At 54.6% G+C, this 12,015-nt stretch carries 10 protein-coding genes and 1 pseudogene; 7 read left to right on the top strand and 4 right to left on the bottom strand.

The window, feature by feature from the left end; all coding sequences use genetic code 11:
* Together Q363_RS33980 and Q363_RS33975 are read left to right on the top strand one after the other, a co-directional pair.
* Positions 1-645, top strand: a 645-nt coding sequence (locus tag Q363_RS33980) for an RICIN domain-containing protein (RefSeq protein ID WP_169747243.1), incomplete at its 5' end; no start/stop codon positions are given.
* A gap of 241 nt (positions 646-886) precedes the next feature.
* The gene (locus tag Q363_RS33975) at positions 887-1,180 is read left to right on the top strand and encodes a 3'-5' exonuclease (RefSeq protein ID WP_035359444.1); all 294 of its coding nucleotides are present in this window, start codon (positions 887-889) and stop codon (positions 1,178-1,180) included.
* An 842-nt stretch (positions 1,181-2,022) separates the two neighbouring features.
* Here the strand turns inward: Q363_RS33975 and Q363_RS33970 are convergent.
* Positions 2,023-2,496 carry a DoxX family protein gene (locus tag Q363_RS33970; protein ID WP_245632658.1) on the bottom strand — a complete coding sequence of 158 codons (474 nt, stop codon included), beginning with the start codon at positions 2,494-2,496 and terminating at the stop codon, positions 2,023-2,025.
* Positions 2,497-2,873: 377 nt separating this feature from the next.
* Positions 2,874-3,407, bottom strand: coding sequence for a hypothetical protein (locus Q363_RS33965; RefSeq protein ID WP_051979726.1), 534 nt, complete (start codon positions 3,405-3,407; stop codon positions 2,874-2,876).
* Between the two features lie 258 nt (positions 3,408-3,665).
* Here Q363_RS33965 and Q363_RS33960 point away from each other — a divergent pair, with 258 nt between their 5' ends.
* The 5 genes from Q363_RS33960 (at position 3,666) to Q363_RS33940 (ending at position 10,434) form a co-directional block, all read left to right on the top strand.
* A complete protein-coding gene (locus Q363_RS33960) occupies positions 3,666-4,223 on the top strand; it encodes an RNA polymerase sigma factor (protein WP_245632657.1) in 558 nt (185 codons plus the stop codon).
* Positions 4,220-5,011 carry an anti-sigma factor gene (locus Q363_RS37300; RefSeq protein WP_051979725.1) on the top strand — a complete coding sequence of 264 codons (792 nt, stop codon included), beginning with the start codon at positions 4,220-4,222 and terminating at the stop codon, positions 5,009-5,011. Before Q363_RS33960 ends, Q363_RS37300 begins: the two co-directional genes overlap by 4 nt.
* A gap of 195 nt (positions 5,012-5,206) precedes the next feature.
* Complete coding sequence (locus Q363_RS33950) at positions 5,207-6,715, top strand: DUF4331 domain-containing protein (RefSeq protein WP_035359439.1); 1,509 nt, start codon at positions 5,207-5,209, stop codon at positions 6,713-6,715.
* An 89-nt stretch (positions 6,716-6,804) separates the two neighbouring features.
* Positions 6,805-8,067, top strand: a complete 1,263-nt coding sequence (locus Q363_RS33945) for a tetratricopeptide repeat protein (RefSeq protein ID WP_035359438.1) — start codon at positions 6,805-6,807, stop codon at positions 8,065-8,067.
* 51 nt (positions 8,068-8,118) lie between these two features.
* A complete protein-coding gene (locus tag Q363_RS33940; protein WP_035359435.1) occupies positions 8,119-10,434 on the top strand; it encodes a TonB-dependent receptor in 2,316 nt (771 codons plus the stop codon).
* 198 nt (positions 10,435-10,632) lie between these two features.
* Here Q363_RS33940 and Q363_RS33935 read toward each other — a convergent pair whose 3' ends face one another.
* Both Q363_RS33935 and Q363_RS39805 read right to left on the bottom strand, forming a co-directional pair.
* Entirely contained in the window at positions 10,633-10,917 is a 285-nt protein-coding gene (locus Q363_RS33935) for a hypothetical protein (RefSeq protein WP_157468202.1), read from the bottom strand.
* A 179-nt stretch (positions 10,918-11,096) separates the two neighbouring features.
* Positions 11,097-11,875: pseudogene (locus Q363_RS39805) on the bottom strand (IS5 family transposase).
* Between the last annotated feature and the right edge of the window lie 140 nt (positions 11,876-12,015).

Genomic DNA, 12,015 nt, shown 5'->3' with positions numbered 1-12,015 from the left:
GCGACCGGTGGGTTCCATCTGTCGAATTCCTCGGGAACAAACCTGACCGGTGCTGTCAATGTTCCGGCGACGGGCGGTTGGCAGACGTGGACGAACGTGACGGCCAGCCTCACACTGCCCGCGGGCCAGCAAGTCCTGACGTGGAACCAAGACAACGGCGGCTACAACCTCTACTCGGCCGCTTTTGATGCCTTGAGCATCGGTGTCTTTTACAACATCGTCAATAAGAACAGCGGGTCCTGCATCGACGACACCGGATCGGGCACAACGAATGGAACCGCCGTGCAGCAGTGGGCTTGCGGCAACGGCACTTACAGCACCCAACCCAACCAGCAGTGGGAGTTCGAGATCGGGACCGCCAGTGGCTATTATTACGTCGCCAACGCCAATGCTCCGGCCCAAACCTGGAATGTGACCAACAATGGCACCACCAATGGCAGCTTCATACAGACGTGGACCTATGCTGGAAGCCCCAACGAGGAATGGAAGGCGGTGTCGCTGGGCAACGGTTACTACAACTTTGTAGGCCAGGGCAGCGGTCTTTGCCTGGGAGTTCCGGGCGCCTCGACCGCAAACGGTGTGCAACTGGATATCTACACCTGCAATGGAACGGCAGCGCAGGCGTGGAAACTCGTCGCGCCGTAATCGTTCACGGGATGGGGTAGCTACTCCGGCTTGGTCTACTTTGACCGTTCCATTCGGTCAAAGTGGGCCAATCCAGATTCGGTTCGACGCGGCTTGCCCACTGCAGCACCGGAGGGTAAAGCCGTAGGACAGTGGCTTGAGGGCCTCGCTAAACATGGCATTCTGCCTCACGAGATGTCCATCTTTGTCAGGTCGTCATCTGAGATGGACCGCGCTAGTAGCCGCCGTGAAGGAGGCACGCTTGGACTTTGAGGTGCTCGACGACACGGTTGAAACAACTAATGGTCGCGTGTCGATAAGTACAGTGCACTTGGCTAAGGTTTTGGAATTCCAGGCTGTTGCTGTAATGGCTTGCGACGACGAGGTGATCCCGCTGCAGGAGCGGATCGAAATGGTTGTCGATGATGCGGACCTCGAGGACGTCTACAACACCGAACGGCACCTGCTTTACGTTGCATGTACTCGAGCGCGAGATCATCTGTTCGTGACGAGTGCCGACCCGGCATCCGAGTTCTTGGATAATTTGCAAACTTGATCCACTGCTCACTGTACGATGGGGCCCAAGTGTCTGCTCATTGACGAAGGCAAGGAAGCGCCCGAAGCACCGCCGGGCGCCGCTGTTAGGAAATGTGACTACGCCGGGGATCCTGAGCAATTAAGAAGGGCTCCCAGTTCAGCCATAAACTGAGTCACTGACTCCGGCGTGGTAAGGACGCTCCTCAGCTTGGGCTCCAGCTTCTTGACCAACTTCGAAATCTCTTTCTTGGTAGGTACCTTTAATCTCCTCAGTGATGAGCTTTCCGGTTGAGGGCGTCAGAGAAACCTCATATTGCTTTACGTAACGGTCCGCAGTCGACAGCGGGATATCTCGGTCGCGCAGAAAGGAGGCCCAGCCACCGGCCCGACCTGCCCGGGCGAGGTGCTAGAGATTATGCAACAACTGAGAGGGCACGCCGATTTTCGAGATCTCGGAGGAGATGTCTTCGACGTTCGCCGAGGCCGGCCATGCCAGAACGGTTTCGGGAACATCAGAGCCTCGGATCGGCACAGGCGGGAAGCATCAAAAATTCCATCATGCAGCGCAATCTATGGCCGATTGTGAGTACTTGACGCGATCAGCAGGGAAACGCGATGAGAATCGGCATTGAGTGAGCGTAGTGTGCTCGTTCTACTGCGGTGAGCGAAGCGCACGAATGCTCTCTCGCGCTTTGACGATGTCTTTGATTAGGGAATTCCACTGGCTATAGTCACGCCCCACAGCACAAAAGACCTGCTGATGCACTTCTCTTGTGCGGTTTTCCAATCCAGTCCTTTCGCGGTCAGACTCACCCGCAATTGCTGTTCCTTATGATGGATTTGTCTGTGTGGATGAAGGGTTCACGTCGACCGATGAGACCGGAGGTAAGTACGTATCGACAGAATTTCTTCCTGTTTCATTGATGCGAATGATGCGAAGCAGAGTGCTAGCACGAGGTGCTCTAACGAGGCGCCAAAGTACTGCCAAAAAGCGGCGTGTGGTCCCGGGTAATTGGCCGAAAGCAATAAGGTGAACATGTAAATCGCACCGCCAATGCTCGCAGGACGGACCAGAATGCCAAGCGTGAGCGCGATTCCGATCGCCAGCTCACTGTAAGCCACCAAGAACGCGATCGGCGTAGCATGAGGGAGAACGAAGGTCTTGAGAACAGGAACCATGAACGGATAGGCTCCGTCCTGGAGAAAGCGATTGATCCAATACTGAAAGCCACCGCCGATCGTGAACCGTGCTCCAAAGACTTTGTATTCACCAAAAATGACGAACAGGATACCGACTGCGACGCGAAGTCCCGTGAGCGCCTTAGTGCTTGACATTGCCATTCGATCGAATGGACGAACGGTAACATTACCGATGCCGACCACGCAAGTGAGGGTGCCAAGGCATTCGCGGACAATACAGGGCGGCCCGGAGAGGAACAACCTCGGGGCGCAAAGATCATATTGCCGTGGTCTAGTAATAGGCCAAGCGCGACGCCACCTCTGGTTAGAATGCGGCGTTTCAGGAGATACCGCTGAAGCCAGAATACTGACTCTTCCTCGCCGTTCCTGGAGAATGGCTAAGAACGATGCACGGTTGCATCGTAGACAACCACATTCCGGTTGTACCGAGCCAGCGCGTCGAAGTCGTTTATGAATGGTATGACGCGCACGCTTTTAGGTTGGGCCCTATACGAGTCGATCACCGTTGGTGGTTACTTGGTCAGGTCAAGAGCATCAATGGAAGCAAATACATAGATAATGAATGCGTTCGAACACAAATTGAAGGAGAACGAGAGGTGTTGTGGCTGCCCCAATGGTATAGAGTAGCCGCGGTCAGATAACAGACATCTTTTATCGGCATCCTTGCTGTCATATCGATGCACGCAGACCATCGGGTAGCCTGAAGGCAGTTCGAAAATTCCCTTGATGATGCACTCCATGATGTTCGGCTCGTTTGGAGCTGGGCGAAAGAGTGTCATGAACAACGCGGCCAGCCACGCCGTGTATTCCTCAGGTCTGATTCCGAGCTGATCGCACAGATACTTCTGGTGAGGTTTCGCTGCGGCAAGTACGGCCTCATAGTTGGCAAGAATCTGCGGATCGGTCGGGTGAAACTGCGAGACGCCGCCAATGTCATCTGGCTGAAACCAGTTTGCTTTTCGGCTGTGGAGCAGAGACTCAAAGTCTCGATGTCCGAGCGAGTCGCTGGACGCGCTCCAGTCAGGCCGGCTGATGTCGTTGGCCAAGGTGTGACGCGGCTTCCGGCGTGCTGGTGGAACGGATGAGAGTGGCGCCTCAGCCTGCCTTACCCGGTTCTCAAATGACTCATTCAGGGCAATGCGCTCATTTGAACTCGGCTAGATTTGTGTACGCAGATAAATCCCCAGAAAACGCGCGAAATCTCTTGCGCCCGGACCACCTGTAGTGTCACAGTAGTTAGCTCAAACATCTCTCCGCCTACAAGTCTGAGGCCGAGCGTTGGACGTAACCAAGGAGAGACGAGATTGGAGTCATCCGGCATGGATGGCGTTCAAGCCGATGGCGATGACGCAGTTCTGATCGCGCGGACGAGGCAACGCGATCAGGATGCATTCGCACGCTTGTATGATCGTTACTCGCCTTTGGTATATTCAGTGGCTTTAAGGGTGTTGAGGAATCCCAGCGCAGCCGAAGATGTCCTTCACGACATCTTCCTTCAATTATGGCGTTCGCCAGAAAAGTTTGATTCGGCCCGCGGGAATTTTGCTTCCTGGCTTGCGGTAATTGCTCGCAATCGTGCCATCGACGGAACGCGTCGTGAGAGACCGCGAATCGATCCGGAGGAAGTGGTTCTGATATCGCCCGCGAATATAGAAACCGAAGCGGAACGAAATGCAGTCGCCGAGAAAATTAGAAATATGTTAAAAGAGATGCCTGCAGCGCAGCGCAGCGCGGTCGAGATGGCTTTTTTCGATGGCATGACACACGGAGAAATAGCGGCCGCAACGCAGGAGCCGCTGGGCACGATAAAGACGAGAATAAGGTCTGCACTGATGACGATCCGGAAAGCATACGAGAGATGACAAACCAATCAACACTCGATCACGTTGATCCGGAACATCTCGCGCTGTTCGCAATGAGAACGCTGGATGCGGAGGAGTTTGCCCAGATTCACGCGCATGTTGAAGATTGCGCCGCCTGCCGGCTGGAAGTCGAAAAAGTCAGGGGAGACCTCGGTCTGCTAGCAATTGGGGATTCGCCTTTGGCACAGCCGCCTGCGGGTTCGAAAGCGAGACTGATGGCCGCGATCCGTAACGAGACTACTCATGTCAGTGCTCGACCGTCTTCGTTGTGGAAATGGGCATTTGCATGCGCCGGCACTCTAACTGTTGCACTGATTGGAATCGTTCTGCTGCAGCGCGGAGAAGTACGTAGGCTGCACCAAAATATAGATACCATGCAGGCAAACCTTGAACAGGAGCGAGCGGAATCACAGCAGGCTCGACAAATTGCGGAACTACTGAAATCGCCGAATTCGATTCGTTTCACGTTGGTGACATCGCAGGTGCATCCACAACCTGAGGCACATACAACTTATGATCAAAATAAGGGCCTTGTATTGCTGGTAGCCAGCAACCTGGCCGAGCTTCCTACAGAGAAGACGTATCAGCTTTGGCTGCTGCCCAAGTCTGGCGCAGCTCCTATTCCCGCCGGTCTTTTCAAGCCTGATGCGAGTGGCAATGCGCAAATGCTTTACGCAGAACTTCCTTCCGGCGCTGAGGCGAAGGGTTTTGCGGTTACAGTAGAACCGAGACAGGGCTCGCCTGCTCCTACGACAAGTCCACTGTTGGTCGGCCTCGTAAAGTCTTAGCGCGAAGCGAGGCCAGCTGCAACCACTGCGGACCTCCTTTTCTACGCTTCACACCAATAATCCATTTTCACAACCAATCCAGAATTCAACCTGCCTCGTACTAGTGCTGTGGACGAAAATGCTGCCGTCCTGATGAGGGATCTACTCCCGGACTGCACGGTTCGCTTCGTCACACTCACTACCGAGGAGTTGTCTATGCAGCGTCTCAAAGCCATGTTGGCCTTCGTGATATCGCTGCTTCTGGTGGTGCCGCCCAGCGGCTTTGCTTCCAGCCACCGCGAAGCACCGATCACGGCGTTGGACCATACCGCCGACATTACTGACTGGTATGCGTTCGTCAGCTTCGACCACCCTGACCGGGTAACCATGATTCTCAACGTCGACCCATTCCTGGAGCCTTCAAATGGTCCCAACTATTTTCCGTTTGACCCCAATGTCTTATATGAGATGAAGATCGATAACGATCGCGACGGGATTGAAGATGTTACGTTTCAGTTTCGATTCAAGACAGAGATTCGCCAGCCCAGTGTTTTCACCGGATTTGCTGGAGGTATTGCAGGCATTCCTCCAATTACCTCTCTTGACGGGCCAGGTTCAGAAGGCCTGAATCTTCGACAAACGTATTCAGTGACGATGGTCAAGAAGGGCGTCGCCAGAGACCTGACAGACGGCCACATGCTGTTCGCCGTGCCCTCGAATGTTGGGCCAAAAACAATGCCGAACTACCAGGGATTGTTCGATCGGGGAACGTACCAGTTAAGCCAAAACATCCGCGTTTTTGCCGGCACGGTAGATGATCCGTTCTTCATCGATCTTGGAGCGGCCTTTGATTCGCTTAACTTCCGCATGGGAGTCGGTGGCGTGCTGTCTCCGACAGTCGACGCTGACGACACTAGGAACTACGCGCCCGATGCTGTGGCGGGGTTCAACGTGAACTCCATCGTTCTGGAGGTTCCCATCGACCTGTTGACGTCCGATGGAAAACAGCATCCTGCAAATGACAAGAGTGCGGTGATCGGAACCTGGGGCACAACTTCGAGGCCTGAGATCACGATCCGACGTCCTCCAGGGCAGGTGGGCAAAGCAGGGCCCACGCTGTCCGGGGGAAGGTTTGTACAGGTACAACGCGAAGCCAATCCGCTGATCAATGAATTGCTCATCGGCACGGGATTCAAAGATAGCTTTAGTGTGGAAGAGCCGAAGAACGACAAGCAGTTTGCGAACTTTTTCCTCGATCCGCTGCTGGCCCAGTTGTTCCAGTCACTAGGCATTCCTGTTCCTGCAGCGCCGCGCAACGACCTGCTGCCTCTGGTTCAGTACCAGGCTCCCCTCTGCCCGGGATGCGAACCAGGAGACGCAGGGCCGATCGCTGATTTGCTGCGTCTGAACACCGGAATCCCTCTAACTCCAGTTGGCCAGCAGAAGAGGTTAGGAGTACTGGCTGGCGACTTTGGCGGGTTCCCCAACGGTAGGCGATTGAGTGATGACGTTGTCGACATCGCGTCGCGTGCCGTTGGAGGCATTCTGAAAGACCCGGCCATGTTTGGAACCCGGATTGGCGATGGGGTGAATGTCAATGATGCGGGATATGGAACCACATTCCCGTATGTGCAGCCGGCACACAGCGGTCGTGACAGTCACCATGTCGGACCAACCCAGGTTGGGTGCGATGGACAGTCAGGAGGTGTCTGTCCGTTGAGTTAACGTACCCCTGGCACTCCCACCCTGGGTGAGGACAGGGTGGGAGTACCAGCCAAGCGTCATCGAAAATCGAACCACGAGAAGAGGTGAGTATGAAAGCCATCGTTGTGATGCTGCTGGTGTCAATTGCGAGCTTCGCTCAGAACGCTCACTCCGAAACGTCGGTCAAGATGTCGCCTGCGCAACAGAGCATGGCGATAGCGAAGAAGCTCATCGATAAGAACCCGAATAACTGCGATGCATATAACGCACTGGCTTTTGCACTTTCCCGCCGCGCTCGGGAGACCTCCGACGTTGCTTTCTACAAGCGCGCAGAGGAAGCATTGCAGAAATCGCTTGCGATTGCGCCCGCGAATCCTGGCGCAGAGCGGATAGAGGTGTGGCTGCTGCTGGGGAAACATGAGTTCGCAGAAGCCCGTGAGGCAGCGCGGAAATTGAGTCAGCGCATCCCCGGCGACATCATGACATACGGATTCCTGACGGATGCCAATGTCGAGCTCGGCAACTACGACGAAGCCGAAAAAGCCGCGCAGAAGATGCTCGACCTCAAAGCGGGAAATATGCCAGGGGTGACTCGCGCTGCGTATCTGCGTGAATTGTTTGGCGACCTGGACGGCGCACTCGAGTTGATGCAGATGGCTTATCAGTCTACGCCTCCAGCTGAAGTGGAAGACCGCGCCTGGATACTGACCCAGATTGCCCACCTGGATCTTGCATCAGGACGAATCTCGGGCGCGGAACAATCACTGAACCAGGCATTGGATTTGTTCCCCGGATATCACTATGCGTTAGCAAATCTGGCTAAGGTTCGAATCCTGCAAAAGCGCTACAACGAAGCCGTCGGCCTTCTTGATCAGCGCTATCGGGTAGCACCTCATGCAGAGAACCTTTTCGATCTGGCGCACGCAATGGAAGTGGCCGGACGAAAAGATGACGCGAGGAAGGCGTATGCAGAGTTCGAACAGAAGTCATTGGCGGAGAGCGCGAAGGCGGACAATTCGAATCACGAGCTGACGTTTTACTATGCCAACGTTGCACATGAACCTGCCAAAGCGCTCGAAGTTGCCAGACGGGAGCTTGCCCGCCGGCACGACGTTTTCACCCTCGATGCATATGCATGGGCACTGTTTGTGAACGGACAATACGAGGAAGCGCGGCGGCAAAGTGAACGTGCTTTGCAAGTCGGAATCCGTGATGCAACACTGCTGCGCCATGCTGGTGAGATCGCTCTGAAGTGCGGGGATCAACGAGCCGGGGAAAAATACCTTCGCGCATCATCCGAACGAACGACAATCGAAGCGGAGCCGGCATCGGTCTTATTGAAAAGCCTCGGCAATGCCTCCATGAAGCGATAGTGTGCATGCTCCTGATGGCAGACATATGCAGAGACAAAGGCCGCGAGACCTATGTACATTGCTACCGCACAACTCCGCGCTACGATTCGGACGCTTAGGCTGTTGCTGTTCGCTATGCTTCTTCTAGCGATTGCCACGATATCATGCCGGGCGCGCGAAATCTCGGGAACTGTGGTTACCAGTAACCATGAGTTCGTTCCTTCAGCAACAGTGACTGTGCTTTTTCCCAATGGCCAGCAGCTACAGACCGAATCCAGCAGGGTTGGTACATTTCATCTCTCCGTTCCGGATGGCCCCTTTACCATCGTAGTAAGCGGGCGCTTCCTGCACAGCGATCCCGTCCGCGTAGGCGGTGCAGAGACCGGGCCGCTCCAAATTCAAGTAGACTATGAAATCCCTCCCGTACATCAGTCGATTGTGATATCGGCGGGAGCGCCAGATCCCGCGGTTGAGAACAAGGACACGACGGTCTTCAATAAGACGCTATTCGGTCGTGATGATCAGATATTCCATATTCTCGATGCCGGCATCAATGCCGGCCAGCACGAGGGCGGCGGTAAGTCTGTCGAGATACGCCGCTTCGGGTTCAATCTAGATCACGGCGGCGTCAGCGGTGGCCTGAAGGTGCTGGTGGACGACATTCAGCAAAATCAGACATCGCAAGGCCACGGGCAGGGATACCTCGGACAGTTGAAGTCACTTTCTCCGGAGCTCATCCACGAAGTGCAGGTTGTAAACGGACCCTTTCGCGCGGAATACGGAGACTTCTCCGGGTTGGGCGTTGTTCACATCCGGACACGGGAATCGCTGCCGAACCGATACACATTCGGAGTACAGGGAGGTACGTTTCATTCCAGGCGGGTGTTTGCTGCTTTCAGCCCCGAACTTAAGAATACCGAGGTGTTAGTGGCTTATGAGAGATCCTACACCGACGGCCCATTCCTCAATCCGCTGCATTATTTGCGGAACAACATTACCGGAAACATAACGCGGCAAATCAGACATGAGCGGCAAATAGGATTCAAATTCAACTTCGGCACTAACAAGTTTGATTCATCGGGGCAGATCCCTCTTGATCTTGTCGCAGACAAGCAACTTGACCGCTTCGGTTACATCGATCCCGCTGATGGCGGCCACGTTCTTAGTGGAGTTGGAGCACTTTACTTCCGACAGGAATTTCCATCGGGAGACGTGCTAAAGATAGACGGATTTCTATCCAAGTCACTATTTGATCTGTGGTCGAACTTCACTTTTTATTTGAATAATCCAGTACAGGGAGACGAGATTCAGCAGCATGACTCTCGTTTGCAGGAAGGCGCGAGCGCACAGTACCTCCACGCTCATAAGCTTTTCAACAGGCAGGCAGTACTGACCCTTGGCGGTAATTTTCACGACAACCAGATCAAGGTGGGAACATACAACACCGCCGATCGCCACACCTTCGCCATTAACAGCTCAAACCAAGTGCGCGTTACCAATGCTGCAGGTTACTTGCAGGAGGGAATTGCGTTGTGGGGAGACCGTCTCTATGCTGAAGCGGGTTTGCGTATGGACAGCTTCCGCTTTCAGACGACTAGTCTGGTGGATTCGACAGAGGGAGGCGCTCAAACTGTAGTTGCTCCGCAACCCAAAGTCAATCTTGCATACACGCCGTCGCATAGCCTACCGCTTACGCTGTACTGCAATTACGGGCGAGGGATCTCAAGCCAGGATGCGCGCGGCATTATTCTGTATCCGCAATCGCCCAAAGTTTCAACTACAGATTTCTTTCAGTGGGGAGCAGCCTATCATCAGGGAATATTTTCGGGCACCGCTGACTGGTTTCTGATCGACCGCTCCAGTGAGCAGGTTTACGTACCTGACGATGGATCCATTGAATTCAAAGGCCCGAGCCGTTCCTATGGCTGGGAAGCCAAAACGGCAATCCATCTTACCAAGACCCTTGCGCTGAACGGTGGTGTGACAGCTGTGAGCAATGCGTATTACCGCGGCACTTTCCCTCGCGTCTACATAGATAGCGCGCCGCACGCAGTTGGAAATGCCGCGTTGTCTTTAGCTAATTGGCGCGGCTGGAGCGGATCCCTGCGTTATCGTTATGGCAATCACTATCGTTTGACAGGCGACGGACCACTCGTCGTTGCTTCGAGATTTGGTGTGCTGGACTTCAGTATGGCGAAGCAATTGCGACACAGCATCGAGTTGAATTTGTCGATCGACAATCTCACCAATAAGCGGTATTACGAGACGCAGAACTACTTCGAATCCCGAGTCTCGCCCACTGCCGCGGCCGTCTCTCGCATCCATGCCACTCCAGGGTATCCCGTCGCCGCAACGGTCGGTCTGCGGTTATACCTCTCAGGCAAGTAGGCGCGCTGGGAGCTTGATTTCTCCAGTGCTCGGAAAAGGTCACCGAATCTGTTTCCATTCGTCACCATACAGCGTCCGTTAAGAGAATATCCGCGTTGAAAATAAACGGTTGACAGGCAACAGACAGTGATCCGGATTGTTCATTTCGCATCTCGCAAGTGGCTGATTCTATTGGGTCAATTTTGCGCCTGGCGTGTTTTAATTTCCGAAATAGCTCCCAGGGTCTGATATTCCGACGACGGCGACGGGGTGTCGGCGGCCGTAGTGGACTACGACATGCCAGATCGCCTTTTCCTCCGCGATGCACTCGCCGGCGATGCGATCCCCCTTGTTGATCGGCCGGAAGATCCTGCCTTGATATAGGTCTGCGGCTACGATCCACTCCTCGATACGCACCTTCACCGCCGCCTGCACCGTCACAATGCGTAGGCGATTCCCCTTTCCCGCCAGGTCCGGAATCACCCAGCGTGTTGTTTTTGACATTATTTGTCGTAGATAATTTGTAATTATTTGTCGTATGTTTTGGGCATGCAGAACTCACTAATGCTCAGCCTCGCAGATCCGGATAAGACACGTCTGATTGAGTTCGGTCGTTTCGCGGCTGAGCGTCGAGCACGACGGGGTCTTGGCACCGGAGACGTTCAACTTTCCTAGGACCCATCTCACAAATGCCTCAGCAGAATCAGAGACGCGGCGAGTTGTAGCATCCCGAGAAAGTTCTCGGCGTGACGTTCATATCTAACGACCAGACGCCGGAAGTTCTGCAACCAGGCAAACAGCCTTTCGATTTTCCACCTGCGCCGGTATCGTTTCAGCCGACGTCCATCCTGAGTCGAATTCCTTCGGTTTCGTCGATGTGGAGCGATGACTTCAATGCCGTAGAATCTCAGTTCTGTGTCGAGGCGGTCGGAGTCGTAGGCATTGTCATCGATCCAAGTTCTGCGGGGCGTCTGGAACAACCATCTGTAGCAAGGTGGAGATGGCAAGCGTCACTTCGTGGGGAGTGGCACTCTCGGCGCAAACAGAAACTGGCAGGCCGTTACGATCTGCGACCGCCATGATCTTTGTTCCCTTGCCGCGTTTCGTTTTTCCGACCTTGCGCCCCCTTTTTTAGCAGGAGCGAAACTCGCGTCGATAAATGCTTCGCGGACATCGATTGCGCCTTGAGCACTGAGTTCGCGCGCAAGAGCAGTCATGATCTTCGTCATGACACCAGAGCGAACCCATTGCTGAAAGCGCCTATGACAGGTCTGGAACGAGGGGTATCGGTCGGGAAGGTCCGCCCAAGGCGCACCGGTCCGTAATACCCACAGGACACCGTTCAGGACGGATCGGCGGCTTTTCAAGGTCGCCCTCGGCCATCACGTCGTTTTCTTGGTTTCGGGATTAGCGGGTCAAGGGTCTTCCACTGTTCGTCCGTCAGGTCACGTGTATGGCGCATTGCTGTGTTGATGCAATGTGGCACTCCGGCGTAGCGCCTGGTCGGGACAAACCCCCTCGGGGAACCGGACTTGACGTGCCAGTTGCGCAAGGGCTTCTTCGATTTTCTTTTTGTCAGCGTCGGTCATCCGCGAACCGAGG

Source organism: Edaphobacter aggregans DSM 19364, from assembly GCF_000745965.1.
Lineage (GTDB): Bacteria > Acidobacteriota > Terriglobia > Terriglobales > Acidobacteriaceae > Edaphobacter > Edaphobacter aggregans.
The sequence above is the reverse complement of the archived record's forward strand: the minus strand, read 5'-3'. Positions and strand labels throughout refer to the sequence as shown.

What these genes read in the sequence shown, in the direction of transcription:
- Q363_RS33970 (WP_245632658.1), bottom strand. Translation starts at nt 2,496, where the DNA reads ATGTCAAGCACTAAGGCGCTCACGGGACTTCGCGTCGCAGTCGGTATC.
- Q363_RS37300 (WP_051979725.1), top strand. Translation starts at nt 4,220, where the DNA reads ATGACAAACCAATCAACACTCGATCACGTTGATCCGGAACATCTCGCG.
- Q363_RS33950 (WP_035359439.1), top strand. Translation starts at nt 5,207, where the DNA reads ATGCAGCGTCTCAAAGCCATGTTGGCCTTCGTGATATCGCTGCTTCTG.
- Q363_RS33945 (WP_035359438.1), top strand. Translation starts at nt 6,805, where the DNA reads ATGAAAGCCATCGTTGTGATGCTGCTGGTGTCAATTGCGAGCTTCGCT.
- Q363_RS33940 (WP_035359435.1), top strand. Translation starts at nt 8,119, where the DNA reads ATGTACATTGCTACCGCACAACTCCGCGCTACGATTCGGACGCTTAGG.
- Q363_RS33935 (WP_157468202.1), bottom strand. Translation starts at nt 10,917, where the DNA reads ATGTCAAAAACAACACGCTGGGTGATTCCGGACCTGGCGGGAAAGGGG.